The organism is Streptomyces sp. NBC_00659 (assembly GCF_036226925.1).
In the GTDB taxonomy this organism is placed as follows: domain Bacteria; phylum Actinomycetota; class Actinomycetes; order Streptomycetales; family Streptomycetaceae; genus Streptomyces.
On record NZ_CP109031.1, the window covers coordinates 7,583,969 to 7,610,249 of the forward strand.

At 71.9% G+C, this 26,281-nt stretch carries 18 protein-coding genes; 12 read left to right on the plus strand and 6 right to left on the minus strand.

Going from position 1 to position 26,281, the window contains the following annotated elements; all coding sequences use genetic code 11:
• Positions 1-6: 6 nt before the first annotated feature.
• The 3 genes from ccrA to OG410_RS33185 all read right to left on the minus strand — a co-directional run bounded on the left by ccrA (position 7) and on the right by OG410_RS33185 (position 4,527).
• Complete coding sequence (gene ccrA / locus OG410_RS33175) at positions 7-1,344, minus strand: crotonyl-CoA carboxylase/reductase (protein ID WP_329302474.1); 1,338 nt, start codon at positions 1,342-1,344, stop codon at positions 7-9.
• 428 nt (positions 1,345-1,772) lie between these two features.
• Positions 1,773-2,585, minus strand: coding sequence for a TetR family transcriptional regulator (locus OG410_RS33180; RefSeq protein WP_328446423.1), 813 nt, complete (start codon positions 2,583-2,585; stop codon positions 1,773-1,775).
• Positions 2,586-2,721: 136 nt separating this feature from the next.
• Entirely contained in the window at positions 2,722-4,527 is a 1,806-nt protein-coding gene (locus OG410_RS33185; protein WP_329302475.1) for a 3-hydroxyacyl-CoA dehydrogenase family protein, read from the minus strand.
• A 369-nt stretch (positions 4,528-4,896) separates the two neighbouring features.
• On the opposite strand from OG410_RS33185, the gene OG410_RS33190 reads away from it, so the two are divergent.
• On the plus strand, positions 4,897-5,481 hold the full coding sequence (locus OG410_RS33190; RefSeq protein WP_329302476.1) for an adenylosuccinate lyase: 585 nt from the start codon (positions 4,897-4,899) through the stop codon (positions 5,479-5,481).
• Between the two features lie 125 nt (positions 5,482-5,606).
• Here the strand turns inward: OG410_RS33190 and OG410_RS33195 are convergent, their stop codons facing one another.
• The 3 genes from OG410_RS33195 to OG410_RS33205 form a co-directional block, all read right to left on the minus strand.
• Positions 5,607-6,170 carry a GNAT family N-acetyltransferase gene (locus OG410_RS33195; protein WP_329302477.1) on the minus strand — a complete coding sequence of 188 codons (564 nt, stop codon included), beginning with the start codon at positions 6,168-6,170 and terminating at the stop codon, positions 5,607-5,609.
• Positions 6,171-6,230: 60 nt separating this feature from the next.
• Positions 6,231-7,814: an alpha/beta hydrolase gene (locus OG410_RS33200; protein ID WP_329302478.1), complete on the minus strand. Its 1,584-nt coding sequence runs from the start codon at positions 7,812-7,814 to the stop codon at positions 6,231-6,233.
• Between the two features lie 216 nt (positions 7,815-8,030).
• Positions 8,031-9,095 carry an Rv2578c family radical SAM protein gene (locus OG410_RS33205; RefSeq protein ID WP_329302479.1) on the minus strand — a complete coding sequence of 355 codons (1,065 nt, stop codon included), beginning with the start codon at positions 9,093-9,095 and terminating at the stop codon, positions 8,031-8,033.
• A 181-nt stretch (positions 9,096-9,276) separates the two neighbouring features.
• Here OG410_RS33205 and OG410_RS33210 point away from each other — a divergent pair, with 181 nt between their 5' ends.
• The 11 genes from OG410_RS33210 to OG410_RS33260 all read left to right on the plus strand — a co-directional run bounded on the left by OG410_RS33210 (position 9,277) and on the right by OG410_RS33260 (position 26,206).
• Positions 9,277-9,720, plus strand: a complete 444-nt coding sequence (locus OG410_RS33210; protein ID WP_329302480.1) for an SRPBCC family protein — start codon at positions 9,277-9,279, stop codon at positions 9,718-9,720.
• Between the two features lie 227 nt (positions 9,721-9,947).
• Positions 9,948-12,338: an MFS transporter gene (locus OG410_RS33215; RefSeq protein WP_329302481.1), complete on the plus strand. Its 2,391-nt coding sequence runs from the start codon at positions 9,948-9,950 to the stop codon at positions 12,336-12,338.
• A gap of 174 nt (positions 12,339-12,512) precedes the next feature.
• Entirely contained in the window at positions 12,513-14,969 is a 2,457-nt protein-coding gene (locus OG410_RS33220; protein WP_329302482.1) for a SpoIIE family protein phosphatase, read from the plus strand.
• 191 nt (positions 14,970-15,160) lie between these two features.
• A complete protein-coding gene (locus OG410_RS33225) occupies positions 15,161-15,886 on the plus strand; it encodes a class I SAM-dependent methyltransferase (RefSeq protein WP_329302483.1) in 726 nt (241 codons plus the stop codon).
• 74 nt (positions 15,887-15,960) lie between these two features.
• Entirely contained in the window at positions 15,961-16,794 is an 834-nt protein-coding gene (locus OG410_RS33230; RefSeq protein ID WP_329302484.1) for a M55 family metallopeptidase, read from the plus strand.
• On the plus strand, positions 16,787-18,091 hold the full coding sequence (locus OG410_RS33235; protein ID WP_329302485.1) for a M20/M25/M40 family metallo-hydrolase: 1,305 nt from the start codon (positions 16,787-16,789) through the stop codon (positions 18,089-18,091). The genes OG410_RS33230 and OG410_RS33235 overlap by 8 nt, the downstream gene beginning before the upstream one ends.
• 9 nt (positions 18,092-18,100) lie before the next feature.
• Positions 18,101-20,074 carry an LpqB family beta-propeller domain-containing protein gene (locus OG410_RS33240; RefSeq protein ID WP_329302486.1) on the plus strand — a complete coding sequence of 658 codons (1,974 nt, stop codon included), beginning with the start codon at positions 18,101-18,103 and terminating at the stop codon, positions 20,072-20,074.
• Positions 20,075-20,212: 138 nt separating this feature from the next.
• Entirely contained in the window at positions 20,213-21,160 is a 948-nt protein-coding gene (locus tag OG410_RS33245; RefSeq protein ID WP_329302487.1) for a S66 peptidase family protein, read from the plus strand.
• A gap of 48 nt (positions 21,161-21,208) precedes the next feature.
• Positions 21,209-21,757: a GNAT family N-acetyltransferase gene (locus OG410_RS33250; protein ID WP_329302488.1), complete on the plus strand. Its 549-nt coding sequence runs from the start codon at positions 21,209-21,211 to the stop codon at positions 21,755-21,757.
• 70 nt (positions 21,758-21,827) lie between these two features.
• Positions 21,828-23,804: a DUF5107 domain-containing protein gene (locus OG410_RS33255; protein ID WP_329302489.1), complete on the plus strand. Its 1,977-nt coding sequence runs from the start codon at positions 21,828-21,830 to the stop codon at positions 23,802-23,804.
• Positions 23,805-24,358: 554 nt separating this feature from the next.
• Positions 24,359-26,206: a transketolase gene (locus tag OG410_RS33260; protein WP_329302490.1), complete on the plus strand. Its 1,848-nt coding sequence runs from the start codon at positions 24,359-24,361 to the stop codon at positions 26,204-26,206.
• The last annotated feature ends 75 nt before the right edge of the window (positions 26,207-26,281 follow it).

Genomic DNA, 26,281 nt, shown 5'->3' on the forward strand with positions numbered 1-26,281 from the left:
TGGACCTCAGACGTTCCGGAAGCGGTTGATGGCGTCGATGTGCTGGGCGCGCTTCTCCTGGTCGCGCACGCCCAGGCCCTCCTCGGGCGCCAGCGCGAGCACGCCGACCTTGCCCTGGTGGAGGTTGCGGTGCACGTCGTAGGCGGCCTGCCCGGTGTCCTCCAGGGAGTAGACCTTGGAGAGCGTCGGGTGGATCTTGCCCTTGGCGACGAGCCGGTTGGCCTCCCAGGCCTCGCGGTAGTTCGCGAAGTGCGAGCCGATGATCCGCTTCAGCGACATCCACAGGTAGCGGTTGTCGTACTCGTGCATGTAGCCCGAGGTCGAGGCGCAGGTGGTGATGGTGCCGCCCTTGCGGGTGACGTAGACCGAGGCGCCGAAGGTCTCACGGCCCGGGTGCTCGAAGACGATGTCGATGTCCTCGCCGCCGGTGAACTCGCGGATGCGCTTGCCGAAGCGCTTCCACTCCTTCGGGTCCTGGGTGTGCTCGTCCTTCCAGAACTTGTAGCCCTCGGCGTTGCGGTCGATGATCGCCTCGGCGCCCATCGAGCGGCAGATGTCCGCCTTCTGCTCGCTGGAGACGACGCAGATCGGGTTGGCACCGCCGGCGAGCGCGAACTGCGTGGCGTACGAGCCGAGTCCGCCGCTCGCGCCCCAGATCAGGACGTTGTCGCCCTGCTTCATGCCGGCGCCGTTGCGGGAGACGAGCTGCCGGTAGGCGGTGGAGTTCACCAGCCCGGGGGCGGCGGCCTCCTCCCAGCTCAGGTGGTCCGGCTTGGGCATCAGCTGGTTGGACTTGACGAGCGCGATCTCGGCGAGGCCGCCGAAGTTGGTCTCGAAGCCCCAGATGCGCTGCTCGGGGTCGAGCATCGTGTCGTTGTGGCCGTCGGAGGACTCCAGCTCGACGGACAGACAGTGCGCGACGACCTCGTCGCCGGGCTTCCAGGAGTTGACTCCCGGGCCGGTGCGCAGGACGACGCCCGCGAGGTCCGAACCGATGATGTGGTACGGCAGGTCGTGGCGCTTGCTGAGGTCGCTGAGCCGCCCGTAGCGCTCCAGGAAGTTGAAGGTCGACACCGGCTCGAAGATCGACGTCCAGACCGAGTTGTAGTTCACGGAGGAGGCCATCACCGCGACCAGGGCCTCGCCCGGGCCGAGTTCCGGCACCGGAACGTCGTCCAGGTGGATCGACTTGCGGGGGTCCTTGTCGCGGCTGCTGAGCCCGGCGAACATCTCCGTCTCGTCCTTGTGCACGGTGATCGCGCGGTAGGACTCGGGGAGCGGAATTGCGGCGAAGTCGGCGGCCGTGGCCGTCTGCGACTGAATCGCGTCCAGGATTTCCTTCACGGTGTTGCCTCCGGCGATGCGCGTTCTGAGGGGGAACGCTGAGGGTTACGTCGGTGCTGCTGAGGGGTGTGCCGTCGGTTCGGCGGAGGTGGTGCTGTGGCGGCGCTGTGGTTGGCGCGGGAGGTTGCCTGTGACGCAGGCGTCCGGGCGCGCAGGCCCATGGGGCTTGCGGGGACAGCCGGCGTACGTATGGTCTCTGCACGCCGGCCGCCCGGACTCCTTCAACGTATGGCACGCCGTGTCACCTGACAAGGCACGGAGTGCCAGAAGTTGCGCTCAGGTGAAATCTTTACGTAACAAGTGAGCGATGATCGATCGGATCGGGGTGCAAAGCACTCAAAGCGGGGCACAAAAAACGCCGGACGCGCTCGAAGTGAGCGTGTCCGGCGCGCGGTCGGAGAAGTGGGCCGTCGATGTGCGGCGGGTCGCTACGACCGTTCCTTGAGAGCCTGCTCGATGGTGCGCATCACCTGGTCCAGCGGTGCGTCGACTCGGGCGACGGTCACCAGGACGTCCCCTTCGGTGAAGGACGACGCCGGCGCCTGTCGCGGCGCGGTCTCCCGTCCCGCGCCGATCCCGGTGCCGAAGGTCTTGCGGACGATCGCGAAGGCGTGGTCCAGCTGGGACTCCACGTCGCCCTGGCCGCCGGCCCGAAGCCACCGCCGCAGGACGTGGTTGTGGGCCGTGACCACGGCCGACGCGGCGACCTCGGCGAGCAGCGGATCGTCGTTGGCGTCGTCGTCGTGCGCGTGCTCGTCGAAATGGCCCAGCAGATAGCGCGTGAAGAGCCGCTCGTAGCGGGCCACCGAGGCGATCTCGGCCTCGCGCAGCGTCGGCACCTCGCGCGTCAGCTTGTAGCGGGAGACGGAGATCTCCGGCTGGGCCGCGTACATCTTCATGACTTCCTTGATGCCGCGGCACACGGTGTCGAGCGGATGCTCGTGCGGGGGCGCCGCGTTCAGCACCGCCTCGGCCCGGATCAGGGTGTCGTCGTGATCGGGGAAGATCGCCTCTTCCTTGGAGCGGAAGTGGCGGAAGAACGTCCGGCGGGCCACTCCGGCCTGGGCCGCGATCTCGTCGACGGTGGTCGCCTCGTACCCCTTGGCGGCGAACAGCTCCATGGCCGCGGCCGCCAGTTCCCGGCGCATCTTGAGGCGTTGGGCCGCCGCGCGACTGCCCGCGGCGCTCTCCGGCGCGTCGGGCGTGGCTGGTGTACGTGAGGACTTGGCGGGCTGGGGCATGCCCCGAACGTACTGCATGTGCGCAGGGGAGCGCGCATGTCCGGGGATCCCCCCGCCCTGGAAGGGCGGGGGGTGTCCGGCGGGGCCCAGCAGTCCGCCCCAGTCGGCGTCGTCCGCGAACCAGTCGCCCGGACGCTCAGCGGCGGGCATATTCGCGGAAGCCGCGGCCCGTCTTGCGGCCGAGGCAGCCCGCGGCCACCAGGTGCTCCAGAAGCGGAGCGGGGGCGAGTCCCGGGTCCCGGAACTCGCGGTGCAGGACCTTCTCGATGGCCAGCGAGACATCGAGCCCGACCACGTCGAGCAGTTCGAAGGGCCCCATCGGGTAGCCGCCGCCCAGCTTCATCGCCGCGTCGATGTCGTCCAGCGAGGCGTAGTGCTCCTGCACCATCTTGATCGCGTTGTTCAGGTACGGGAACAGCAGCGCGTTCACGATGAAGCCGGCCCGGTCACCGCAGTCCACCGGGTGCTTGCGGATCTTCGCGCAGACCTCGCGCACCGTGGCGTGCACGTCGTCCGCGGTCAGCACGGTCCGCACGACCTCGACGAGCTTCATCGCCGGGGCCGGGTTGAAGAAGTGCATGCCGATGACGTCCTGCGGGCGCGAGGTGGCGCGGGCGCAGGCGACGACGGGCAGCGAGGAGGTGGTGGTGGCGAGGATCGCGCCGGGCTTGCAGACCTTGTCGAACGTGCCGAACAGCTGCTGCTTGACCTCCAGGTCCTCGGCGACCGCCTCCAGCGCCAGGTCCACGTCGGCGAAGTCGTCGTAGCTGCCGGTCGGCGTGATCAGCTCCAGGGTCCGCGCCGCCGCCTCGGCCGTCATCCGGCCCTTGTCGACAGAGCGGTTGAGTGACTTGCCGATACGGGCCTTCGCGGTCTGCGCCTTCTCCTCCGTACGGGCGGCGAGGACGACCTCGTACCCGGCCTTGGCGAAGACCTCGGCGATCCCGGAGGCCATCGTGCCGGAGCCGGCCACACCCACCGAGCGGACCGTGCGCCCCTCCGCCAGGACGGCACCCTCCAGCGGCGTCAGCGCGTCCCGCACGACGGCGTCGCTGCCGGGGGCCTCGTACGAGTAGAAGCCGCGGCCGGACTTGCGCCCGGTCAGGCCCGCCTCGCTGAGCTGCTTGAGGATGGGCGCGGGGGCGTGCAGCCGGTCGTGCGACTCGGAGTACATCGCTTCCAGGACGGTCCGCGCGGTGTCCACGCCGATCAGGTCGAGCAGCGCGAGCGGGCCCATGGGCAGTCCGCAGCCGAGCTTCATCGCCGCGTCGATGTCCTCGCGGGAGGCGTACTTCGCCTCGTACATCGCGGCCGCCTGGTTGAGGTAGCCGAAGAGCAGCCCGTCGGCGACGAAACCGGGGCGGTCGCCCACCGCGACGGGCTCCTTCCCGAGCTCCAGCGCCAGGTCGGTGACCGCGGCCACGGCCGTCGGCGCGGTCAGCACCGAGGAGACGACCTCGACGAGCTTCATCGCGGGCGCCGGGTTGAAGAAGTGCAGGCCGAGCACGCGCTCGGGGTGCGCCGAGTCGGCGGCCAGACGCGTCACGGACAGCGCGTTGGTGCCCGTCGCGAGGATCGCCTCGCGGCGCACGATGCCGTCGAGCGCCCGGAAGACCTGCTGCTTGATCTCGTACGACTCCGGGGTCACCTCGATGACGAGGTCGGCGTCGGCGGCGGCCGCGAGGTCGGTGAAGGTACGGAAGCGGGCGAGGGCGTCGGTGCGCTCCGCGTCGCTCATGTGCTCGCGTCGCACGGCGCGGGCGGTGGAGGCTTCGAGGGTTGCCACGGCCTGGGCGGCCGCGGCCTCGCTGATGTCGATGCCGATCACGTCACGGCCGGCCCGGGCCAGGACTTCGGCGATGCCGGTGCCCATGGTGCCGAGGCCGACGACGGCGACGGTCTTCAGCGGGGACAGAGGGGTGTCGGACAGGGGAGTGGCCATCGCGGGACTCCAGAAAGTGGTGACGACTGAGGAGCGCACGCGGGTACGCCGACAGGCGCACACCGTGCGGAGGTTGCGGGTGTTTCCGGGCTGACGAGCGCACACGCCCGGTGCCGTCCCGAAGCGCCGAGGAACGGGCGCCCATGGGCGGTGAAAGCCGACCGGCCCTGTCCCGGAGCCATGTCGTACTGAGGTACCTGAAGTACCGAACCGACTGCTCTCACGGTGGCTGCGTCACCAGGCCACCGAGAGGTGAGACACGAGTGGGTAACTCGCTCGTCTGAGCTTAACCCGTCGGTAACGAGCGCGCCAGTCCCCGACTTTGTGATGTACGTCCCCGCACCTCATGGGCTTGCCTAAGCTCGGCCCATGGACGAAGCGTTGCGATCACTCACGGAGCGTCTACGCGCCGAGGCCGGGGCCTCGGCCTCGGCGGCCTACGAACGTCTGGCGCGGACGGCGGACCCCGACGTGCTGGCCGCGGCGCTGACCGAGCCCGGACAGCCGCTCTGGGCGAGGGAGTTGGTCGCCTTCCGGCTCGGTACGGCAGGGGACCGGCGGGCCTTCGAAGCGCTCGTCCTGCTGCTCAACCACCGTGATCCGCAACGCTGCGCGTCCGCCGCCCACGCCCTGGCCCGGCTCGGTGACCCGCGCACGGCCCGTGCCGCCGCGGCGCTCGCCACCAACGAGCTGCGGGTCGCGTACGCGCTCCAGCCCGTACGGCTCCTGGTCGAACTGCGCGCGCCCGAGGCCGTACCCGCGCTGATCACCACCCTGGAGCGCAGACTGCGCCCGCACGACCCCTACCGCAAGGTCGCCCTCGCGTGCGCGGAAGGTCTGGGCGTCCTGGGCGACGCCCGCGCCAGAAGGGTCCTGAACGAGGCGCTGGCCCACCCGGCGCTCGCGGAGGCGGCTGTACGCGCGCTGACCCGGCTGCCCGAGGATCAGGTCTAGGGTTCGCGCCTGTGCCTGTTGCCTGCGCGTGCGCCTGTGCCTGCGCGTGCGCCTGTGCGTGGGTTCGGGTGGGCCGGCGCGGGTGCCTGCGTCGCTGCCGGCGCACGCGGTCCGGCCCGCCTGCGTCAGTCCCGGCCGGCGCCGGTCAGTGTGCGGGTGTAGCGCACCTCGGGCACCGCGACCCCGGCCGCCTCGAAGGGCTCCTCGGTGCCGTCGGGGCCGAAGCCGGCTCTCTCGTAGAAACGGCGGGCCGCGGTGTTCTCCTTGAGGACCCACAGCAGCATGCGTTCGTGCCCGGCCGCCGCGCAGCGGTCCGTGGACTCCCGCAGCAGGGCGTGGCCGACCCCCTGGCCCAGCACATCGGGGTGTACGTAGATGGCGTACAACTCGGCTTCCCCGGGGCCCGCTTCGCTGTCCCGGTGCGGTCCGTGGCAGGCCCAGCCGACCACGGATCCGCCGCGCTCCGCGACCAGGTTCACGACGCTGCCGTCGCCCTGTCCGAGGTGGCGGCGCCGACGCGCCGCGTCCTCGGCCACACTGAGCCCGTCCAGGTACGACTGCGGTATAAGGCCCTTGTACGCGACCTGCCAGCCGCGCACCCGGATCTCCGCCACGCGCGGACAGTCGTCGAGGGTCATCTCACGGACCCGCAGCCCGCCGGGGGTGGAGACGAGAGTCGGATCGTCCATGGGGCCATGATGGACCATGGGTCCGACAACGCCCCCGACGGGCGTCCGCGCGGGCGAGGTTCAGCCTCGGCGGCCGAGGAGTCCGTGCAGCGTCGCGCCCCGTGACGAGGAGGACGCGGCCTTCGCGGTCAGCGGCTTCGGGTCGGGCAGCGTCTCGCACACCGCGTCGGCCTCGCCGCTGCCGTGCGGCACCTTGCCGTCGGCCAGATAGGCCGACAGGTACTTGTCCAGGCAGGCGTTGCCGCTCAGCGTGATGCCGTGGTTGCCTCCGCCCTGCTCGACCACCAGGCTGGAACCGCGCAGCTGGTGATGGACGGTCACCCCTCCCTCGTAGGGAGTGGCCGCGTCGTCGGTCGCCTGGAAGAGCAGCGTCGGCGGCAGACGGCGGTTGGAGATGTCCACCGGCCGGAGCGAGTCCGTGGGCCAGAACGCGCACGGCGCGTTGTACCAGGCGTTGTTCCAGGCCATGAACGGCGCCTTGTCGTACACCGCCCAGTTGTCCCGGCGCCACTGACGCCAGTCGCGCGGCCAGGACGCGTCACGGCACTGGACCGCCGTGTAGACGCTGTAGCCGTTGTCGCCCGCGGCGTCCACGGCCCCGAAGTTCTCGTACGCCTCCACGAGCGCGTCCGAGTCCTTGCTGTTCACATAGGACGCGAACGCCTCGGCGAGGTAGGGCCAGTAGCCGTTGTAGTAGCCGCCCGGGATGAAGGTGTCCTCCAGTTCGGAGGCGCCCACCTTCTTCTGCGCGGGGTCCTTGGCGAGCGCCGCGCGCATCGCGTACCACTTGGCCTCGACCGCGGCCGGGTCGGTGCCGAGCTTGTAGGCCGCGTCGTTCTTGGCGACCCACGCCAGGAACGCCAGGTGGCGGTCGTTGAAGGCGTAGTCCTGGCTGAGGTTGTCGTCGTACCAGACCCCGGTGGGGTCGACGATGGAGTCGAGGACCAGCCGGCGGACCCGCTGCGGATACAGCTTGGCGTACACGGCTCCCAGGTAGGTGCCGTACGAGTAGCCGAAGTAGTTGATCTTCTTGGCGCCCAGGGCCGCGCGGATCGCGTCCATGTCGCGGACCGCGCTCACCGTGTCGAGGTACGGCACCAGCTTCGCGTACTTCGTGCCGCACGCCTCGGCGAAGGTCCTGGCGCGGGCGAGGTTGGCCTTCTCGAGGGCCCTGGTGCTCGGCACGGTGTCGGGGCGGACGGGCTTGAAGTGCCCCGGCTCGCAGTCGATCGCGGGCTTGCTCCTGCCGACGCCGCGCGGGTCGAAGCCGATGACGTCGTACTGCGCCGCCACGGCCTTGGGCAGCGCGGAGGCGACGAACCCTGCCAGCGTCAGTCCGCTGCCGCCGGGACCGCCCGGGTTCACCAGCAGTGGTCCCTGGTACGTCTTCGCGGTGTGCGGGACGCGGGACAGAGCGAGGGTGATCCGCTCGCTGTAGGGGTTCGTATGGTCCAGCGGTACCTTCACGGACGCGCACTGGAGCGTCGGATAGTCGCTGGTGCCGCACTTCTTCCAGACGGGTTTCGCGGTCCGGGCGGTGCGCGGTGCGGCGGCGGAGCCGGTGCTCGCCTCGGCGGGGATCGACGTGATCATCCCGGCCAGCACGACGGCCGCCCCGCACAGAGCGGCTGCGCGTTTTTTCACAAGGCCTCCCAGGACGGAGGATTCTGAGCCGTGCACGCCACGGCCTTCGCCGTATCGTGCCGGACAGGGGTCCTGGAAGAACGTGTTCCGGTGAGACTCGACCCGATTGGATCGCGGGATGCGCTCGGATGCCGCCACGAACCGCATCCCGGGCCCTCGGCGAGGCGGTCTCGCGGAAGCGCGGGACGAGCCGTTGTGACGGGTCGTCATCGGCCTTCAGAGCAGCGTCAGCTGCGTCGGTCCCGGCGCGGTGGGTGCCGAGCCGGTGGGTGCCGGGGCGGCCGCGGGCTCGGGAAGGGCGATCCGGCGCGGCATGCCCGCGCGCGCGGGGCCGATGCCGTACTCCTGTGCCAGCTCGTGCACCTGACGGGTGATCCGGCGCTGATACCACTTCGGGGCGTAGGCGCCCTCCGCGTACAGCCGCTCGTAGCGCCGTACGAGGTACGGGTGGTGGTGTTCCAGCCAGGCCATGAACCACTCCCGGGCGCCGGGCCGCAGATGCAGCACCAGAGGGGTCACCGAGGTGGCCCCGGACGCCGCGACGGCCTGGACGGTGGCGCGCAGCTGGGCGGGGTGGTCGCCGAGGAAGGGGATCACGGGGGCCATGAGGACGCCGCAGCCGATGCCGTGGTCCGTCAGGGTGCGGACGACGTCCAGACGGCGCTCGGGGGCCGGTGTGCCCGGCTCCACGGTGCGCCACAGCTCGGTGTCGGTGAAACCCACGGAGACCGAGATCCCGACGTCGGTGACCTCCGAGGCCTGCTTCAGCAGGTCGAGGTCGCGCAGGATGAGCGTGCCCTTCGTCAGGATCGAGAAGGGGTTCGCGTGATCGCGCAGGGCCGCGATGATGCCCGGCATGAGCCGGTAGCGGCCCTCCGCGCGCTGATAGCAGTCGACGTTGGTGCCCATGGCGATGTGTTCGCCGTGCCAGCGGCGCGAGGCGAGGTGTCGGCGCAGCAGCTCCGGCGCGTTGACCTTCACCACGATCTGGGAGTCGAACCCGAGTCCGGTGTCGAGGTCCAGATAGCTGTGCGTCTTGCGGGCGAAACAGTAGACACAGGCGTGTGAGCAGCCGCGATAGGGGTTGACCGTCCACTCGAACGGCATGCGGGAGGCTCCCGGCACCCGGTTCACGATCGAGCGCGCCCGGACCTCGTGGAACGTGATCCCTCTGAACTCGGGCGTGTCGAACGTCCTTGTCGTGACCGCGTCCGCGCCGAACAGAGCGGCGTCCAGGGCGGGGCCCCCGGTGGGGTCCGCTGTCAGGTTCTCCCAGCGCATGGCGCCTCCTAGGTAGCACTGGACAGAGAATAGAACACATGTTCCCTTGATCGTGCGACCTGATTCCCGTGTCGCCCCTTCGGCGCCGCCCGCGTCCACGGGCACCCCGATTTGGGGGGCCGGGGCGCCGGGTGGTTGGCTGGCCGCACACCCCGAGGAACCAAGTGCTGGAGGAAGTGCCATGGCGCAGGTCGAGGCGACGACGGAGCGGGTCATCGCGGCGGACGCGGAGGCGGTGTTCGACGCCCTGGCCGACTACAACGGCGCGCGGCCCAAGCTGCTGCCCGAGCACTTCAGCGAGTACGAGGTGCGCGAGGGCGGCGACGGCGAGGGCACCCTCGTCCACTGGAAGCTCCAGGCCACCAGCAAGCGCGTCCGTGACTGCCTGCTCGAGGTGAGCGAGCCCACCGACGGCGAGCTCGTCGAGAAGGACCGCAACTCCTCCATGGTCACCACCTGGCGGGTCACCCCGGCCGGTGAGGGGAAGTCGCGCGTGGTGGTCACCAGCGTCTGGAACGGCGCGGGCGGCATCGGCGGCTTCTTCGAGCGGACCTTCGCGCCCAAGGGCCTCGGCCGCATCTACGACGCCGTGCTCGCCAACCTGGCGACGCAGACCGAGAAGTGACCCCGCCCTCCGGGACGCGCACGGCTCCCGGAGGCCCAGGTACGGCCGCCGGTCGGTGACTTGACGGCCGCTGCCGTCAAGAGGCCGTCCCCGAAAGCGTGTTGTGCCCTCACCGTTTCGGGTGGAAGTCCCTCCCGCTCGGCGATATGCCGTAACTCGTCATGCTTGCCGGAAGTTGTCGCGATTGGCGGCAATTGTGCGGCGGGTGTGACGAGGGGAGCGGATACGTGGGCGGGATCACTCAGGTGCGGGACGAACCGGCCGTCGCACCCGCGCGAAACCCCGTTCCGAAGGCCGCCGAACCCGTCGGGCCGACCCCGCGACAGGTGCGGCTGATCTTCTGCGGACTGATCCCCGCCCTGCTCCTCGCCGCTCTCGAGCAGATGATCGTGGCCACCGCGCTCCCGAGGATCGTCGGAGAACTGCACGGCCTCGACCGGATGTCCTGGGCGATCACCGCCTACCTGCTCACCTCCACCGTCGGACTCCCCGTCTACGGCAAGCTCGGCGACCTCTACGGCCGCAAGGGCGTCTTCCAGTTCGCCATCGCCGTCTTCGTCATCGGCTCCGCGCTCGCCGGACGGGCGGGGACCATGGACCAGCTGATCGCCTTCCGCGCGGTCCAGGGCGTCGGCGCCGGAGGCCTCATGATCGGCGTGCAGGCGATCATCGCGGACATCGTGCCGCCCCGCCGACGCGGCCGGTTCATGGGGCTGATCGGCGCCGCGTTCGGTCTCGCCTCGGTCGCGGGTCCCCTGCTGGGCGGCTACTTCACCGACCATCTGTCCTGGCGGTGGTGCTTCTACGTCAACGTGCCCTTCGGACTGCTCACCCTGGCCGTCGTCACCGTCGTCCTGAAGCTGCCGAAGCCCGCCGTCCGGGGATGCGTCGACGTCCTCGGGGTGCTGCTCCTCGCCACCGCCTCGACCTGCCTGGTCCTGCTGACCAGTTGGGGCGGCACCGAGTACGCCTGGAGCTCACGGGTCGTCCTCGCCCTCGCGGCGGGCGCGGTCGTCACGACGGCGCTCTTCCTCGTCGTCGAGCGCTTCGCGGTCGACCCCCTCATCCCGCTGCGGCTGTTCAGGGATCCCGTCTTCAACGTCACCGCGCTCGTCGGTCTGGTCGTCGGGGCCGCGCTCTTCGGGGCCGCCGGCTACCTCCCCACCTTCCTGCAGATGGCGGCCGGCGCCGGCGCCACGGAGTCCGGACTCCTGATGCTCCCGATGATGGGCGGCATCGTCGTCGCCTCCGTCGTCTCCGGGCAGCTCGTCAGCCGTACCGGCCGCTACAAGGTCTTCCCGGTCCTCGGCTGCGCCCTGTCCGCAGCAGGCATGTGGCTGCTCTCCCGCCTCGACGCCGGAACCCCCCGGCTGCACTACAGCGTCTGGATGGCGGTCCTCGGCGCCGGTATCGGCATGGTGATGCCGGTGCTGGTGGTCGCCGTGCAGAACTCCGTACGCCCCGCCGACCTCGGCGCCGCGACCAGCGCCGGCACCTTCTTCCGCCAGATCGGCGGCAGCGTCGGCGCCGCCGTCTTCGGCACCCTCTTCGCCGGCCGGCTCGCCGACGCGCTCGCCGACCGCCTTCCCGCGCGCGCGGGCGAGGAGGCCCCGGACCCCGAGTCCATCACCCCGCAGCTCGTCCACGCGATGCCCGCGGCCCTGCGCGACCGGTACATCGGCGCCTACGCGGACGCCATGCCGCGGATCTTCCTCTACCTCGTGCCGGTACTCGTCCTCGGCCTGCTCATCGCCTTCTTCCTCAAGGAGAAACCGCTGGTGACCCACAACGCATCCACCGCCGACCCGGAATCCGCGCGGACGAACGACCGTATTCCGCGGGCCCGTTCGGGGTACGCCGCCGGGATCCCCGTCTGCGGCACGGTGCAGCACCCCGACGGCACCGCCGTGGCGCGCGCCGCGCTCACCCTCATCGACATCGGCGGACAGCAGATCGGGCGGGGCGCCAGCGGGGACGACGGCCGCTACGCGCTGTCCACGCCCGGGGAGGGCTCGTACGTACTGATCGCCGCCGCCGGGGGCCACCAGCCGCAGGCCGTCTCGGTGACGGTCGGCGAACGGCCGGTGGAACTCGATGTCGTGCTGGGCGGCGCGGGACGGCTCACCGGCAGCGTGCTGACCGCCGACGGCACCCCCGTGCGGGAGGCCGCCGTCACCCTCACCAACGCGCACGGCGAGGTGGTCGCCACCACGCGCAGCGGACGCGAGGGCGGCTACGTCATCACGGAACTGGTGGCCGGCGAGTACACCCTCGCCGCCGGCGCGCCCGCGTTCCGCCCCGCCGCGCTCCCGGTGACCGTCCAGGCGGCCCGGGAGACCCGCCAGGACGTCGAACTCGCCGGTGGCGCCGTGCTGCGCGGCACCGTCCGGGCGGGCGGCGGACGGCCCGTGGAGGACGCGCGCGTGACGCTGCTGGACGCGGCGGGCAACGTGGTCGACACCCTCACCACCGGCCCCGACGGGACGTTCCGGTTCATCGATCTGTCGTCCGGCGAGTACACCGTCATCGCGGCGGGCTATCCGCCCGTGGCCACCGTGCTCCAGGTCTCCGGAGGCGGCCGCACGGAACGCGACCTGCAGGTGGGCCACGAAGACTGACGCGCACGCCCGCGCGGACCGGGCCCGACGGGCGCCCCGGGAGGCGCGCTGCGCGCCGGAGCCGCCCCGGCCGGGGTCAATTCCCGCATTGCCACACATCGCGACAGACCGCCGCCGTACGGTAGTGGAGGCGGCACAGATCTTGCGGAGCCGTGGGGAGAGAGGGTCTGGGCCATGGACCATGGCACCGAAGCCGGCACAGCTCCGAGCCCTGGGACCGGGGGCGGCGCGACGGGCCACGGGGAAGCCGGTCGCATCCCGCTGGCCGTGGTGGTCGTGGACCGCGACGGGCTGGTCTCGCACTGGAGCAGCGGCGCACGGCGCATGTTCGGCGTCCCCAAGGAAGAAGCTCTGGGCCGCCACGCGGTGGACCTGCTCCCGGTCTCCGGCGCGCTCCCCGAGGACGCGGGCGCGCCCCCCTTCGGCAGCCGTGCCACGTACGACGGACTCGGGCCCGGCCTGGAGTCCTCCCTGGACGGGCATCTCTCCTATCCCGCCGCCGGACGCGCCCGGCTCACCGCTGCCGGTCCCGAGCGGATCGACGTCCTGTGGTGGGCCTACCCGCTGGTGGGCCCCGGCCCGGAGCGGCTGCTCGTGCTCGCCGCCGACGCGGCCGCGACGCGGCACGAGGACGACGACGTCTCCTTCGAGCGCATCGCGCCCGGCTTCGCGCTGCACACCGACTTCCCCGGCGCCGAGGAACTGGCCCGCCGGCTTCCCGACATCCTGCCCAGCATGAGCGTCGGCGACAGCGCCCGCATCGTCTCGCAGGTTCTGGAACTGGGATATCCCGTCCTGGAGTTCAGCCAGAACGACCGGGTGCCCGTCACCCCCGACTGGGGCGTGCCCAGGCGCGCGGAACGCACGGCACGCCGTGAGCGGGCGGCCCGGGCCGAGGCCCGCGGAGCGCTCCTGCCGGGGGACCTCACGGACGACGAGGGAGAGGACCTCGAGTACGTCGCCGTCCGGGAGCGCCTGGAATTCCTGAACGAGGTCAGCGGGCGCATCGGAACCTCCCTCGACCTGTCGCGCACCATCGTGGAGGTCAGCCGGGCCGTCGTGCCGCGCTTCACGGACGTGGCGGGCACCTATCTGCGTGAGCAGGTCGTCGCCGGTGAGGGCTTCCCCGACGGTGTGCCCGACACGACCACCCTGTGGCACCGGGTCGCCCTGGAGCACACGGACGAGCCGGGCCGCTGGGACGACGTCGTGCCGGTCGGCGAGGCCATGCCCTTCCCGGCGCACACCCCGTTCTTCCAGTGCATGACCACCGGTGAGCCGGTCCTCGTGCCGCGTATCAGCGAGCAGATGGGGCACATGATCGCCGCGCAGTTCGACAAGCGCGACATCAGGCCGCTCATCACCAACCGCTCCATGCTGGTCGTGCCCCTCAAGGCCCGTAACGTGGTGCTCGGGTTCATGATCCTGCTGCGTCATCCGGAGCGCGTCGAGTTCAACGACATGGACCGGGTCACCGGCGCCGAACTGGCCGCCCGGGCCGGTCTGGTGCTGGACAACGCGCGCATGTACACGTACCAGGAGAGCGTCGCCGAGATGCTCCAGGACAGCATGCTGCCGACCATCGCGCCCCGCATGGCCGGCTGCGACATCGCCACCCGCTATCTGCCGGGAACGCTCCTCGGACGCGTCGGCGGCGACTGGTTCGACTCGGTGAAGCTGCCCGGCTCGCGCACCGCCCTGGTCGTCGGGGACGTCATGGGCCACGGTCTCAACTCCGCCGCGATGATGGGCCAGTTGCGCACCGCCGTACAGACCATGGCCGCCCTCGACCTGCCGCCCGCCCAGCTCCTGCGCAACCTGGACGACCTCGCCCAGCGCCTCGGCGACACCTATCTCGCGACCTGCCTGTACGCCGTCTACGACCCGATCGCCGGCCTGCTGCACCTCGCCAACGCCGGCCATATCCCGCCGGTCCTGGTCCGCGCCGCGGACGGCCGCAGCGAGCTGCTCGACCTGCCGACCGGAGCGCCCATCGGGGTCGGCGGAGTGCCCTTCGAGGCGGTCCGCGTGCGGGTGCGGCCCGGCGACCGGCTCGTGATGTGCACCGACGGGCTGGTCGAGGTCCGCGGCGAGGACATCGGCGTCGGCCTGGCCACCCTCTGCGAGTCCGCCGCCCACCCGGCCGCCTCCATGGACCACGCCTGCGACACCATCATCCGCGCGCTCAACACCCGCGGCGGGCGCAAGGACGACGTCGCCCTGCTGATGGCCCGGCTCAACGGGATCGCGCCCGAGGACATCGCCGAATGGCGCCTGGCGCTCGACCCGGTGGAGGTCGCCAGAGCGCGCGCCGTGGTCCGCGAACAGCTTCACGCGTGGGGCCTGGCGGGCCTCGCCGACAACGCCGAGCTGATGGTCGGCGAGCTCGTCACCAACGCCGTACGGCATGCGCAGAGCCGCCGGATCGAGCTGCGGCTCGTTCGCGGCGACACCCTGCTCTGCGAGGTGGACGACGACGACCACACGCTCCCGGCCCTGCTCAGCGCGGGGCCCGCGGACGAGTTCGGACGCGGCCTCAGGCTCGTCAGCGCGCTGTCCCGCGAGTGGGGCGCCAGCCGCACCGGCGCCGGCAAGACCGCGTGGTTCGAACTGACGCTTCCCCGCGGCTGATCCGTCCGTGCGGCGCCCCGCACGCCCGGGCGGCTCCCGGCGCGCGAGGGCGTACGGGGGCGTATGGGGCGTACGGGGTTCGAATGAGAGGTGAAGGAATGCGCCGGCGGCTTGTCGCCGCAGGCCGGGCGCGATAGACCGATCAGGCCCGCCGGGTCCCGGCGGGCGCGGTCGCGACCCCGGGAGCGGGCATGAGCGTGAGCAGTCGGTACCGAGGGGCCTGGGAGGGCTTCTGGAGCGAGGCCCCCGGCGGACAGGGCGGGGTCCTGTGGGACGCCGAGCCCGCGCTCACGGCCGCGGTCCACCTCGCCCACTTCGAGCCGTACCTGACGGCACCCGACCTGCCCCTGGTGGACCTCGGTTGCGGCAACGGCACCCAGACCCGCTTCCTGTCCGACCGGTTCCCGCAGGTCGTCGGCACCGACCTCGTGTCCGCGGCGCTCGACCACGCCCGTGCCGCCGATCCGGCGGGCCGGGCCCGGTACCGCCTGCTCGACGCGGCGGACAAGGCCGAGACCGAGGCGCTGCACGCGGAGCTCGGCGACGCCAACGTCTACATGCGCGGTGTGCTCCACCAGTCCGAGCCGGACGACCGGCAGCCCCTCGCGGACGGCCTGGCCACCCTCGCGGGCGACCGGGGCCGGGTCTTCCTGGTCGAGCTCGCCCAGGCCGCCGGTCCGATCCTGCGCGCCCTGGCGCAGAGCCCGGACGGCCCTCCGGCCAAGCTGGCCCCGGTGTTCCGGCACGGCATAGCCCCGGGCGAGGTCGCGGACGCCGCGGTCCCCGAGTACCTGCGCCAGGCCGGCCTCACCGTCCTCGCGAGCGGTGAACTCCCGCTCTTCACGACCGAGCACACGTCCGACGGCGTCCTCATCGACCTTCCGTCGCGGTGGGTGGTGGCCGGACGTCCCGGGTGACACCGGTGGCCCGGACCGGGGAGAGTTGTCCACAGGCTCTGCCGGGTCCGGGCCGAAGCGCGTACGGTTTCGGCATGAAGATCCTCATCAGCGCCGACATGGAAGGCGCCACGGGCGTGACCTGGCCGGCCGACGTGTTGCCGGGGACTCCCCAGTGGGAGCGGTGCCGCGCGCTGTTCACCTCGGACGTGAACGCCGCGGTGCTGGGTTTCCTCGACGGCGGTGCCGACGAGGTGCTGATCAACGAAGCCCACTGGACCATGCGGAACCTGCTGCTCGAGCGGCTCGACGAGAGAGCGGAGATGCTCACCGGACGACACAAGTCGCTGTCCATGGTCGAGGGCGTGCAGCACGGGGACGTGGACGGCATCGCGTTCGTCGGTTACCACGCGGGAGCGGGCATGGAGGGCGTCCTCGCCCACACCTATCTGGCGAACTCCATCACCGGCGTCTGGATCGACGACGTACGGGCCAGCGAGGGGCTGCTCAACGCGCGCGTCGTCGCCGAGTACGGCGTGCCGGTCGTGCTGGTCACCGGGGACGACGTGGCCTGCGAGGACGCACTCGGGTACGCGCCCGAGGCGCTGAAGGTCGCCGTGAAGGACCATGTCTCGCGGTACGCGGCCGTGTGCCGCACACCGGCCAGGACCGCCGCGGACATCCGGGCCGCGGCCAAGGAGGCGGCCGCGCTGGCGGTGCGGTACGAGCCGGTCGCCGGCGGGCCGTTCACCATCGCCGTGGAGTTCGACGCCGAGCACCTGGCCATGGCCGCCACCGTCGTACCGGGCGTCGGCCGCGTCGGCGAGCGGAAGATCGCGTACACCAGCGACACGATGTACGAGGGGATCCGGACTTTCAAGGCGGTCACCACGATCGCCTCGGCCGCGGTGGAGGAGCAGTATGGCTGACGAACTGGCACTCGACGAGGTCGTCCGGTTCACCTCCGACCTCATCCGGATCGACACGACCAACCGGGGCGGCGGGGACTGCCAGGAACGCCCGGCCGCCGAGTACGCCGCCGCGCGGCTGGCGGAAGCGGGCCTGGAGCCCACACTCCTGGAGCGCACCAAGGGGCGGACGAACGTCGTGGCCCGGCTGGAGGGCACCGACCCGTCCGCGGACGCGCTGCTCGTCCACGGTCATCTGGACGTGGTGCCCGCCGAGGCCGAGGACTGGAGCGTCCACCCGTTCTCCGGCGAGATCCGGGACGGTGTCGTCTGGGGACGCGGCGCGGTCGACATGAAGAACATGGACGCGATGATCCTCTCGGTCGTCCGGTCCTGGGCGCGCGAAGGGGTACGGCCCCGCCGTGACCTGGTCATCGCCTTCACCGCCGACGAGGAGGCGAGCGCCGAGGACGGCTCGGGCTTCCTGGCCGACGAGTACCCCGGACTCTTCGAGGGCTGCACCGAGGGCGTCAGCGAGTCGGGGGCGTTCACCTTCCACGACGGCAGCGGACGGCAGCTGTATCCGATCGCCGCGGGGGAGCGCGGCACCGCCTGGCTCAAACTCACCGCGCGAGGACGGGCGGGACACGGCTCCAAGGTGAACCGGAGCAACGCGGTGACCCGCCTCGCCGCCGCGGTCACCCGCATCGGCGCCCACGAGTGGCCGCTGCGCATCACCCCGACCGTGCGGGCCGCCCTGACCGAACTCGCGGTCCTGTACGGCCTGGACGAAGGCCTGGACGACGTGGACGCCCTCCTCGGCAAACTCGGTCCGGCCGCCGCGCTCGTCGAGGCGACCGTCCGGGGCAGCGCCAACCCGACGATGCTGAGCGCCGGTTACAAGATCAACGTGATTCCGGGGGAGGCCGTCGCCTACGTGGACGGCCGCTATCTGCCCGGCGGCGAGGACGAGTTCCGCACGACCATGGACCGGCTCACCGGACCGGACGTCGAGTGGGAGTTCCACCACCACGAGGTGGCCCTCCAGGCGCCGCTGGACTCGCCGACATACGCGAGGATGCGCGCGGCCGTCGAGGAGTTCGCACCCGAGGGCCATGTCGTGCCGTACTGCATGTCGGGCGGCACGGACGCCAAGCAGTTCTCCCGTCTCGGCATCACCGGCTACGGCTTCGCGCCGCTCAAGCTCCCGGAGGGCTTCGACTACCAGGCGCTGTTCCACGGCGTCGACGAGCGCGTCCCGGTCGAGGCGCTCCACTTCGGCGTCCGCGTTCTCGACCGCTTTCTGCGTACGGCCTAGGGGGACGAGATGCAGACCACGCCATACGGTTCATGGCCCTCGCCGATCGACGCGGGGCTGGCAGCCGCGCACGACGGTCATCCCGAGTTCGTCGGTTTCGTCGGCGACGAGGCCTGGTGGACCGAGCCCCGGCCGGCCGAGGGCGGGCGGCGCACGCTGGTGCGGCGGAAGGCGGACGGCACCGAGGAGACGGTCCTTCCGGCCCCCTGGAACGTGCGCAGCCGCGTCATCGAGTACGGCGGCAGCCCCTGGACCGGGATCACGCGCCCCGAAGGCCCGCTTGTCGTGTTCGTCGACTTCGCCGACCAGCGCCTCTACCGCTGCGAACCCGGAAGCGAACCGAGCCCGTTGACCCCCCTCTCGCCGGTGGGAGGCGGACTGCGCTGGGTGGATCCGCAGTTGCGGCCGGAGCGCGGCGAGGTCTGGTGCGTCATGGAGGAGTTCACCGGCGACGGACCCACCGACGTGCGCCGGGCCGTCGTCGCGGTGCCGCTGGACGGATCGGCGGCGCAGGACCGCGCCGCCGTGCGCGAGCTGTCCGACGGGCGGCACCGGTTCGTCACCGGGCCCCGGCTCTCGCCGGACGGCCGGGAGGCGGTCTGGCTGGCCTGGGACCACCCGCGGATGCCGTGGGACGGCACCGAGGTGATCCTCGCGGACGTGTCCGCGGACGGCACGCTGTCCGCCCCGCGGTCCGTCGCGGGGGGCCCGGAGGAGTCCGTCGTCCAGGCCGACTGGGCGGTCGACGGCACGCTCCTGTACGTCAGTGACCGCAGCGGCTGGTGGAACCTCCACCGCCTCGGCGCGGACGGTGAGGCGATCGCCCTCTGCCCGCGCGAGGAGGAGTTCGGCGGCCCTCTGTGGAAGGTCGGACTCCGGTGGTTCGCGCCGCTGGACAGCGGCCTGGTCGCCGTCGTGCACGGACGGGGTGCCACCGGGCTCGGGATACTGGACCCCGAGACCGGAGAACTCGTCGACACGGCCGGCCCCTGGACCGAGTTCGCGTCGACGCTCGCGGTGCACGGCAGCAGGGTCCTCGCCGTCGGGGCCAGCCCCCGCAGCGCCCACGAGGTCGTCGAACTGGACGCCCGCACCGGGCGGACCCGGGTGATCGGCGCCGCCCACGACGACCCGGTCGACCCCGCGTACTACCCGGAACCCCAGATCCGCACCTTCGCCGGCCCCGCCGGACGTGAGGTCCACGCGCACATCTACCCGCCTCACCACCCCGGCCACGTGGGCCGCACCGACGAACTCCCGCCGTATGTCGTATGGGTCCACGGCGGCCCCACCGGCAGGTCGGCCCTCGTGCTGGACCTGGAGATCGCCTACTTCACCTCCCGGGGAATCGGAGTGGCCGAGGTCAACTACGGCGGATCGACCGGCCACGGCCGGGAGTACCGCAACCTGCTGCGGGAGCAGTGGGGTGTCGTCGACGTCGAGGACTGCGCGGCCGTCGCGCTCGCGCTCGCCGACGAGGGCACCGCCGACCGGCGGCGGCTCGCGATCCGCGGCGGCAGCGCGGGAGGCTGGACCACGGCCGCCTCGCTGGCCACCACCGACGTCTACGCCTGCGGCACGATCATCTATCCCGTGATCGACCTCACCGAATGGGCCTCTGGCGAGACCCACGACTTCGAGTCGCAGTACCTGGAATCGCTGGTCGGTCCGCTCGCCGAGGTGCCGGCCCGGTACACGGAGCGGTCGCCGTCCACGCACGCCGACAGGATCACCGCGCCCTTCCTGCTGCTCCAGGGGCTCGACGACGCCATCTGCCCGCCCGTGCAGTGCGAACGCTTCCTGGCCCGCGTCGAGGAGCAGGGCCGCCGGGTCCCGCACGCCTACATCGCCTTCGAGGGAGAGGGACACGGTTTCCGGCGCGCCGAGACGATGGTGCGCGCCCTGGAGTCCGAACTCTCCCTGTACGCGCAGGTCCTCGGACTGAACCCGCCCGGCATCCCCACCCTGGAGCTGTCCAAGTGAGGCGGCGGGCAGTCATCGGCACATGAACCGGCAGCACCCGAACACCGGCAGACGACCGTCGGCACGTGAACGCCCAGCACATGAGCACCAGCACGTGAACGCCCAGCACTTGAACCCTCAGCAACCGGAGCATCACGAATGACCCGAGCGACCGCACCGATCGCCGAACCGACCAGGCCCGCACGGCTCGCCGCCGGGGCCAGGGTCGCGGTGGTCGCGCCCAGCGGGCCCGTCCCCGAGGAGCGGATCGAAGCCGGCCTCGACATCCTGCGCGGCTGGGGCCTGGACCCTGTGGTGGCACCCCATGTCCTGGACCGGCACACCGAGTTCGCCTATCTGGCGGGGACGGACGCGGACCGGGCCGCCGACTTCCAGGCGGCCTGGTGCGACCCGGACGTGGCCGCGGTCCTGTGCGCCCGCGGTGGCTACGGCGCTCAGCGGATGATCGACCTGCTCGACTGGGACGCCATCCGGGAGGCGGGACCCAAGGTCTTCGTCGGCTTCAGCGACATCACCGCACTGCACGAGGCGTTCGCCACGCGGGTGGGGCTCGCGACCCTGCACGGGCCGATGGTGGCGGCCGTCGACTTCCTGAAGAACACGCGGTCGCAGGAACACCTGCGGACGACTCTCTTCGAACCCGAGTCGGTGCGCACCATCGCCTCCGGCGAGGCCGCCGCGCTCGTGCCCGGGAAGGCCCGCGGGGTCACGCTCGGCGGCTGCGTCAGTCTGCTGGCGGCGGAACTCGGCACACCGCACGCCCGTGCCGGTGCCCGGGGCGGGCTGCTCCTGATCGAGGACATCGGCGAGGAGGCCTACCGGCTGGACCGGATCCTGACGCAACTGCTGCGCAGCGGCTGGCTCGACGGAGTGGCCGGGGTCGCGCTCGGCTCCTGGGTGGACTGCGGACCCTACGAACGAGTCCGCGCGGTGTTCGCCGACCGGCTCGGCGCACTCGGCGTTCCGGTCGTCGAGCACTTCGGGTTCGGGCACGCGGAGGGGACGCTGACGATGCCGTTCGGCGTCCGCGCCGAGCTCGACGCGGACGCCGGGACACTGACACTGGAGGAGCCCGCGCTGTGCTGACCTCTGTGTGAAGCTGCCGCCGAACCGGGGCTCGCGTAGGGTGACCTGATGCCTGAGAACGCCGGCTGTCTCGCCGAGGGCCCCCGTGTGGGCATCCGTCACTTCACCCTGGAGGACGGCGCGGAGTTCACCGCACGGGCCAGGGAGAGCAGGAGCCTGCACCGCCCCTGGCTCTTCCCGCCCGCCGACACCGACGCCTATGCCGCCTACGCGGGGCGGCTCATCGAGGATCCGACCAAGGCCGGGTTCCTCGTCTGCGAGCGGGACGGCGGGGGGATCGCCGGGTTCATCAACATCAACAACATCGTCCGGGGCGGCTTCCTGTGTGGTGCCCTCGGCTACGGCGCCTTCGCGCACGCGGCGGGGCGTGGGCTGATGACCGAGGCACTCGGCCTCGTCGTGCGGTACGCGTTCGGGCAGATGGGCCTGCACCGGCTGGAGATCAACGCGCAGCCCGGCAACGCGGGGTCGATCGCGCTCGCCCGGACCTGCGGCTTCCGGCTCGAAGGCTTCTCGCCGGCCTTCATCCACATCGACGGTGCCTGGCGGGACCACGAACGGTGGGCGATCACCGCGGAGATGGTCAAGCCCGGCTGACGCCTTTGCGGAATCCTGACCAGATTCTGATGAGCGGACACCCTGGTCAGCAGGCCGATGACCATGTTCCATGGTCATCGTGACGACGATCCGACGTGACGTACTGGCCCTCCCGGCCGCGGAACTGGGCCCGAGCAACCCGCTGCCGCCGCTGCGGACCCTCGACGAGATGCACCGTATCGACGACCGCGACCGTGTCGGCCTGCCGGGCGACATGGCCCGGCAGATCGGGTACGAGCCGCTGCGCAGCGTGCTGCCGGAACGCATACGGGACGGGTACGAGCGAGAACGGGCGGCGCGCGAACTCGACACGATAGTGATCGAGAACGACCGGCTGCGTGCCACCGTGCTGCCCGGCTACGGGGGCCGTATCGTCTCGCTCTTCCACAAGCCCACCGCGACGGAACTGCTCTACACCAACCCGGTGCTCCAGCCGGCCTGCTTCGCCCTCAACGGCGCCTGGTTCTCCGGCGGCATCGAGTGGAACATCGGAGCCACCGGGCACACCACCCTGTCGTGCTCACCCGTCCACGCGGCCCGCGTCCCCGCCCCGGGCGGCGGCGAGATGCTGCGCCTGTGGGAGTGGGAACGCCTGCGTGACCTCCCCTTCCAGGTCGATCTGTGGCTGCCGGACGGCTCGGACTTCCTGTATGTCGGCGTCCGCGTCCGCAACCCGCACGAGAAGCCCGCCCCGCTGTACTGGTGGTCCAACATCGCGGTCCCCGAGGAGCGCAGGGTCCTCGCCCCGGCCGAGGAGGCCTATCACTTCGGGTACGAGCGACGGCTGCGCCGGGTGCCCGTGCCGGCGTACGACGGGACCGACCGGACGTACCCGCTCAACAGCACCTTCCCCGCCGACTACTTCTACGAGGTGCCCGACGGGCGGCGCCGCTGGATCGCCGCGGTCGACGAGGCGGGCGAGGGGCTGGTCCAGACGTCCACCGATGTCCTGCGGGGCCGCAAGCTCTTCGTCTGGGGATCGGGGCCCGGCGGGCGGCGTTGGCAGGAGTGGCTCACCGAGCCGGGGACCGGCGGGTACTGCGAGATCCAGGCCGGACTCGCCCGCACCCAGCTCGAACACGTCAGGCTGGAGGCCGAGAGCGATGTCTCCTGGCTGGAGGCGTACGGGCCGCTGTCCGTGAGCCCCGAGCCGGCGCACGGGGCCGACTGGGAGGCCGCGCGGGCGGAGGCCGAGGGCCGTCTGGAGAGCGCCCTGCCCCGGGACACGGTCGAGGCCGCGTACGCCGCCTGGCTGCCGCACGCCGACACCGCGCCCGGCGAGGTCCTCGCCGTCGGCTCCGGCTGGGGCGCGCTCGAAGTGCTGCGCGCCGAGCACAAGTTGCCCGGGACGCCCTTCGAGGAGAGCACGCTCGGCGAGAACCAGGAGCCGTGGCGGGAACTGCTGGGCTCCGGCGCGTTCCCCGAGCTCCGGCGGGTCGGACCGCCCGGCGAGACACTGGTGGCCTCGCACTGGCGCGACCTGCTGGAGACGGCACCCGCCACCCCGGCCGCCGAGTACCACCTCGGAGTCGCCCAGTGGCATGCCGGAGATGTGGCGCAGGCCGTGCGGAGCTGGGAGCGGGCGCTCGAACTCGCCCCGTCGCAGTGGCCGTTGTTGCGCTGCCTCGCCGTCGCGGACCAGGAGGCGGGCAACGACGAGCGTGCCGCGGACCGTTATGCCGAGGCCTTCGACGACCTGTGCCGGGAGCGGCGCGACGACGGAGAGCGGTGGACCGCGGCGACCGCCGCGCTCGGACGCGAGGCCATCGAGGCGCTGCTGAAGGCCCGCCGTCCCGCGCAGGCACGTGCCGTTTGGGCGCGGCTGCACCCCGGAACCCGCGACCGTGGCCGGTTCCGCCTCGTCGAGGCGGAACTGCTGCTCGCTGAGGGCCGCCGCGAGGACGCTCTGGCGGTCTTCGACGCGGGCTTCGAGGTCGCCGACCTGCGCGAGGGGGCGGAGACCGTCGACCGGCTGTGGTCCCGGCTGAGCGACGAGCCCCTGCCGGCGCGCTACGACTTCCGCATGCGCCCGCCGTCCACGCCCTGAACCTGTCGCGGTCATCGCTTCCGGGAGCAGGGCCCCGTGATCACGCCGCGGGTGCTCCCCCGCCGGGTGGAGCACCCGCGTCGTGCCTCGTCGCGTCGTGGGGACCGCAGTCTCCAGGTCGTCGACGCAGACGCGCAGCGTGGCTCCCGGAATCTCCATGAGGGCGAGCCTGGTTGGGCGCGCGCGGCGGGGGAGATCGATTCGGACGATCGCCCTCGGCGCCCGGGCGCGCACGTTATGTGCCCGGCCGTCCGCGCCCCGGCCGGCCACCGGGGACCTGGACGCGCTCACCCCGCCCGGCCGGGTCATCGGCGCCCCCGCGCCCGCCGCCCCGCCCGGCGGCCTGGCGCGACAGAAACCGCCCGGGCTGCCGGCGGCGTGAAACACCGGGCGTGCCCGCGTTTGGGCCCCCGTCTCAGGGGGACGCGTAAAGCCCGTATGGCGGGCGGAAACCGGCCCCGCACAGCGCTCACGACCGGGGCCGGGGCACCGAGCTGTCCGGAAGCCGCTGTCCAGAGGCCACCGGCCCCGGGGGAGACGTAGGAAGGAGCATCATGAACACACGCCGGCTCATCGACCTGGCCCAGCAACTGCGCGTCGACAGCGTCCGGGCCGCCGACGCCGCGGGCTCGGGACACCCGACGTCGTCCATGTCCGCCGCCGACCTGATGGCGGTCCTGCTGGCCGAGCACACGCGCTACGACTTCGAACGCCCCCAGCATCCCGGCAACGACCGCTTCGTCCTCTCCAAGGGACACGCCTCACCCCTCCTGTACTCCGCGTACAAGGCCGCGGGCGCCCTGAACGAGGCCGAACTGCTCACCTTCCGCAAGGCGGGCAGTCGGCTCGAAGGGCATCCCACACCCCGGCGGCTCCCGTGGGTCGAGACCGCCACCGGATCGCTCGGCCAGGGGCTGCCCGTCGGAGTCGGCATCGCGCTCGCCGGAAAGCGGCTCGACCGCACCGGATACCGCGTCCGGGTGCTGTGCGGTGACAGCGAACTCGCCGAGGGCTCCGTGTGGGAGGCCGCCGAGCACGCGGGGTACGAGCACCTCGACAACCTCACTGTGATCGTCGACGTCAACCGCCTGGGCCAGCGCGGGCCGACCCGGCACGGACACGACCTCGACGCGTACGCGCGCCGTTTCGGGGCCTTCGGCTGGCACACCGTCCAGATCGACGGACACGACGTGGAGGAGATCGACCGGGCCTTCACGGAGGCGGACTCCACGACCGGACAGCCGACCGTCATCCTCGCCCGCACCCTCAAGGGCAAGGGCGTGGCATCGGTCCAGGACCGCGAGGGACTGCACGGCAAACCGCTGCCGGACGCCGACGGGGCGATCGCCGAACTCGGCGGAGTGCACGACCGCCGGGTGGTCGTGCAGCAGCCGCCCGCCGCCCGGATGCTGCACGCCGTACGGTCCGGACACCTCGACCTGCCGCGGTACGAGACGGGTGACGAGGTCGCCACCCGCGACGCCTTCGGGAAGGCACTCGCCGCGCTCGGCGACGCCCGTGACGATGTCGTCGCCCTGGACGGCGAGGTCGGCGATTCGACCCGTGCCGAGTTCTTCGCCAAGGACCACCCCGAGCGCTACTTCGAGTGCTACATCGCCGAGCAGCAACTGGTCGCCACCGCCGTGGGCATGGCCACGCGCGGCTGGGTGCCGTACGCCTCGACGTTCGCGGCCTTCCTCACCCGGGCCCACGACTTCGTCCGCATGGCCTCCATCAGCGGTGCCGGCATCAACCTCGTCGGCTCCCACGCGGGCGTCTCCATCGGCCAGGACGGGCCTTCGCAGATGGGCCTCGAGGACCTGGCGATGTTCCGGTCCGTGTACGGCTCGACCGTGCTGTACCCGTGCGACGCCAACCAGACGGGGAAGCTCGTCGCCACGATGGCGGGCCTGGAGGGCGTCCGCTATCTGCGCACCTCACGCGGTGACAGCCCCGTCATCTACAGCGCCACCGAGGAGTTCCCGGTCGGCGGCAGCAAGGTGCTCCGTGCCTCCGCCGACGACCGGCTCACGCTCGTCGCCGCGGGTGTCACCGTCCACGAGGCGCTGGCCGCCGCGGAAGCACTCGACCGCGAGGGCATCCAGGCCCGTGTGATCGACCTCTACTCGGTCAAGCCCGTGGACCGCGCGACCCTGCGCGAGGCCGCCGAGGAGACCGGCTGCCTGGTCACGGTGGAGGACCACCGTGAGGAGGGCGGCCTCGGGGACGCGGTCCTCGACGCCTTCACCGACGGCCGGCCCGTGCCCCGTCTGGTGCGCCTCGCCGTCCGTACGATGCCGGGCTCCGCGAGTCCCGGGGAGCAGCTCCACGCCGCGGGCATCGACGCCGAGTCGATCGCGGCGGCGGGCCGTCTCCTGGTCGAGACGGCCATGGTGCGCTGACCGGTCCTGAGCCCGGGACCGGGACGAGCCCGGGACCGGGAGAAACGCCATGGTGCGCCTACCGGCCCGGGGCCC

What these genes read in the sequence shown, in the direction of transcription:
- OG410_RS33245 (WP_329302487.1), top strand. Translation starts at nt 20,213, where the DNA reads ATGACCCGAGCGACCGCACCGATCGCCGAACCGACCAGGCCCGCACGG.
- OG410_RS33190 (WP_329302476.1), top strand. Translation starts at nt 4,897, where the DNA reads ATGGACGAAGCGTTGCGATCACTCACGGAGCGTCTACGCGCCGAGGCC.
- OG410_RS33185 (WP_329302475.1), bottom strand. Translation starts at nt 4,527, where the DNA reads ATGGCCACTCCCCTGTCCGACACCCCTCTGTCCCCGCTGAAGACCGTC.
- OG410_RS33235 (WP_329302485.1), top strand. Translation starts at nt 16,787, where the DNA reads ATGGCTGACGAACTGGCACTCGACGAGGTCGTCCGGTTCACCTCCGAC.
- OG410_RS33255 (WP_329302489.1), top strand. Translation starts at nt 21,828, where the DNA reads ATGGTCATCGTGACGACGATCCGACGTGACGTACTGGCCCTCCCGGCC.
- OG410_RS33220 (WP_329302482.1), top strand. Translation starts at nt 12,513, where the DNA reads ATGGACCATGGCACCGAAGCCGGCACAGCTCCGAGCCCTGGGACCGGG.
- OG410_RS33260 (WP_329302490.1), top strand. Translation starts at nt 24,359, where the DNA reads ATGAACACACGCCGGCTCATCGACCTGGCCCAGCAACTGCGCGTCGAC.
- OG410_RS33210 (WP_329302480.1), top strand. Translation starts at nt 9,277, where the DNA reads ATGGCGCAGGTCGAGGCGACGACGGAGCGGGTCATCGCGGCGGACGCG.
- OG410_RS33250 (WP_329302488.1), top strand. Translation starts at nt 21,209, where the DNA reads ATGCCTGAGAACGCCGGCTGTCTCGCCGAGGGCCCCCGTGTGGGCATC.
- OG410_RS33205 (WP_329302479.1), bottom strand. Translation starts at nt 9,095, where the DNA reads ATGCGCTGGGAGAACCTGACAGCGGACCCCACCGGGGGCCCCGCCCTG.
- OG410_RS33230 (WP_329302484.1), top strand. Translation starts at nt 15,961, where the DNA reads ATGAAGATCCTCATCAGCGCCGACATGGAAGGCGCCACGGGCGTGACC.
- OG410_RS33240 (WP_329302486.1), top strand. Translation starts at nt 18,101, where the DNA reads ATGCAGACCACGCCATACGGTTCATGGCCCTCGCCGATCGACGCGGGG.
- OG410_RS33195 (WP_329302477.1), bottom strand. Translation starts at nt 6,170, where the DNA reads ATGGACGATCCGACTCTCGTCTCCACCCCCGGCGGGCTGCGGGTCCGT.
- OG410_RS33225 (WP_329302483.1), top strand. Translation starts at nt 15,161, where the DNA reads ATGAGCGTGAGCAGTCGGTACCGAGGGGCCTGGGAGGGCTTCTGGAGC.
- OG410_RS33180 (WP_328446423.1), bottom strand. Translation starts at nt 2,585, where the DNA reads ATGCCCCAGCCCGCCAAGTCCTCACGTACACCAGCCACGCCCGACGCG.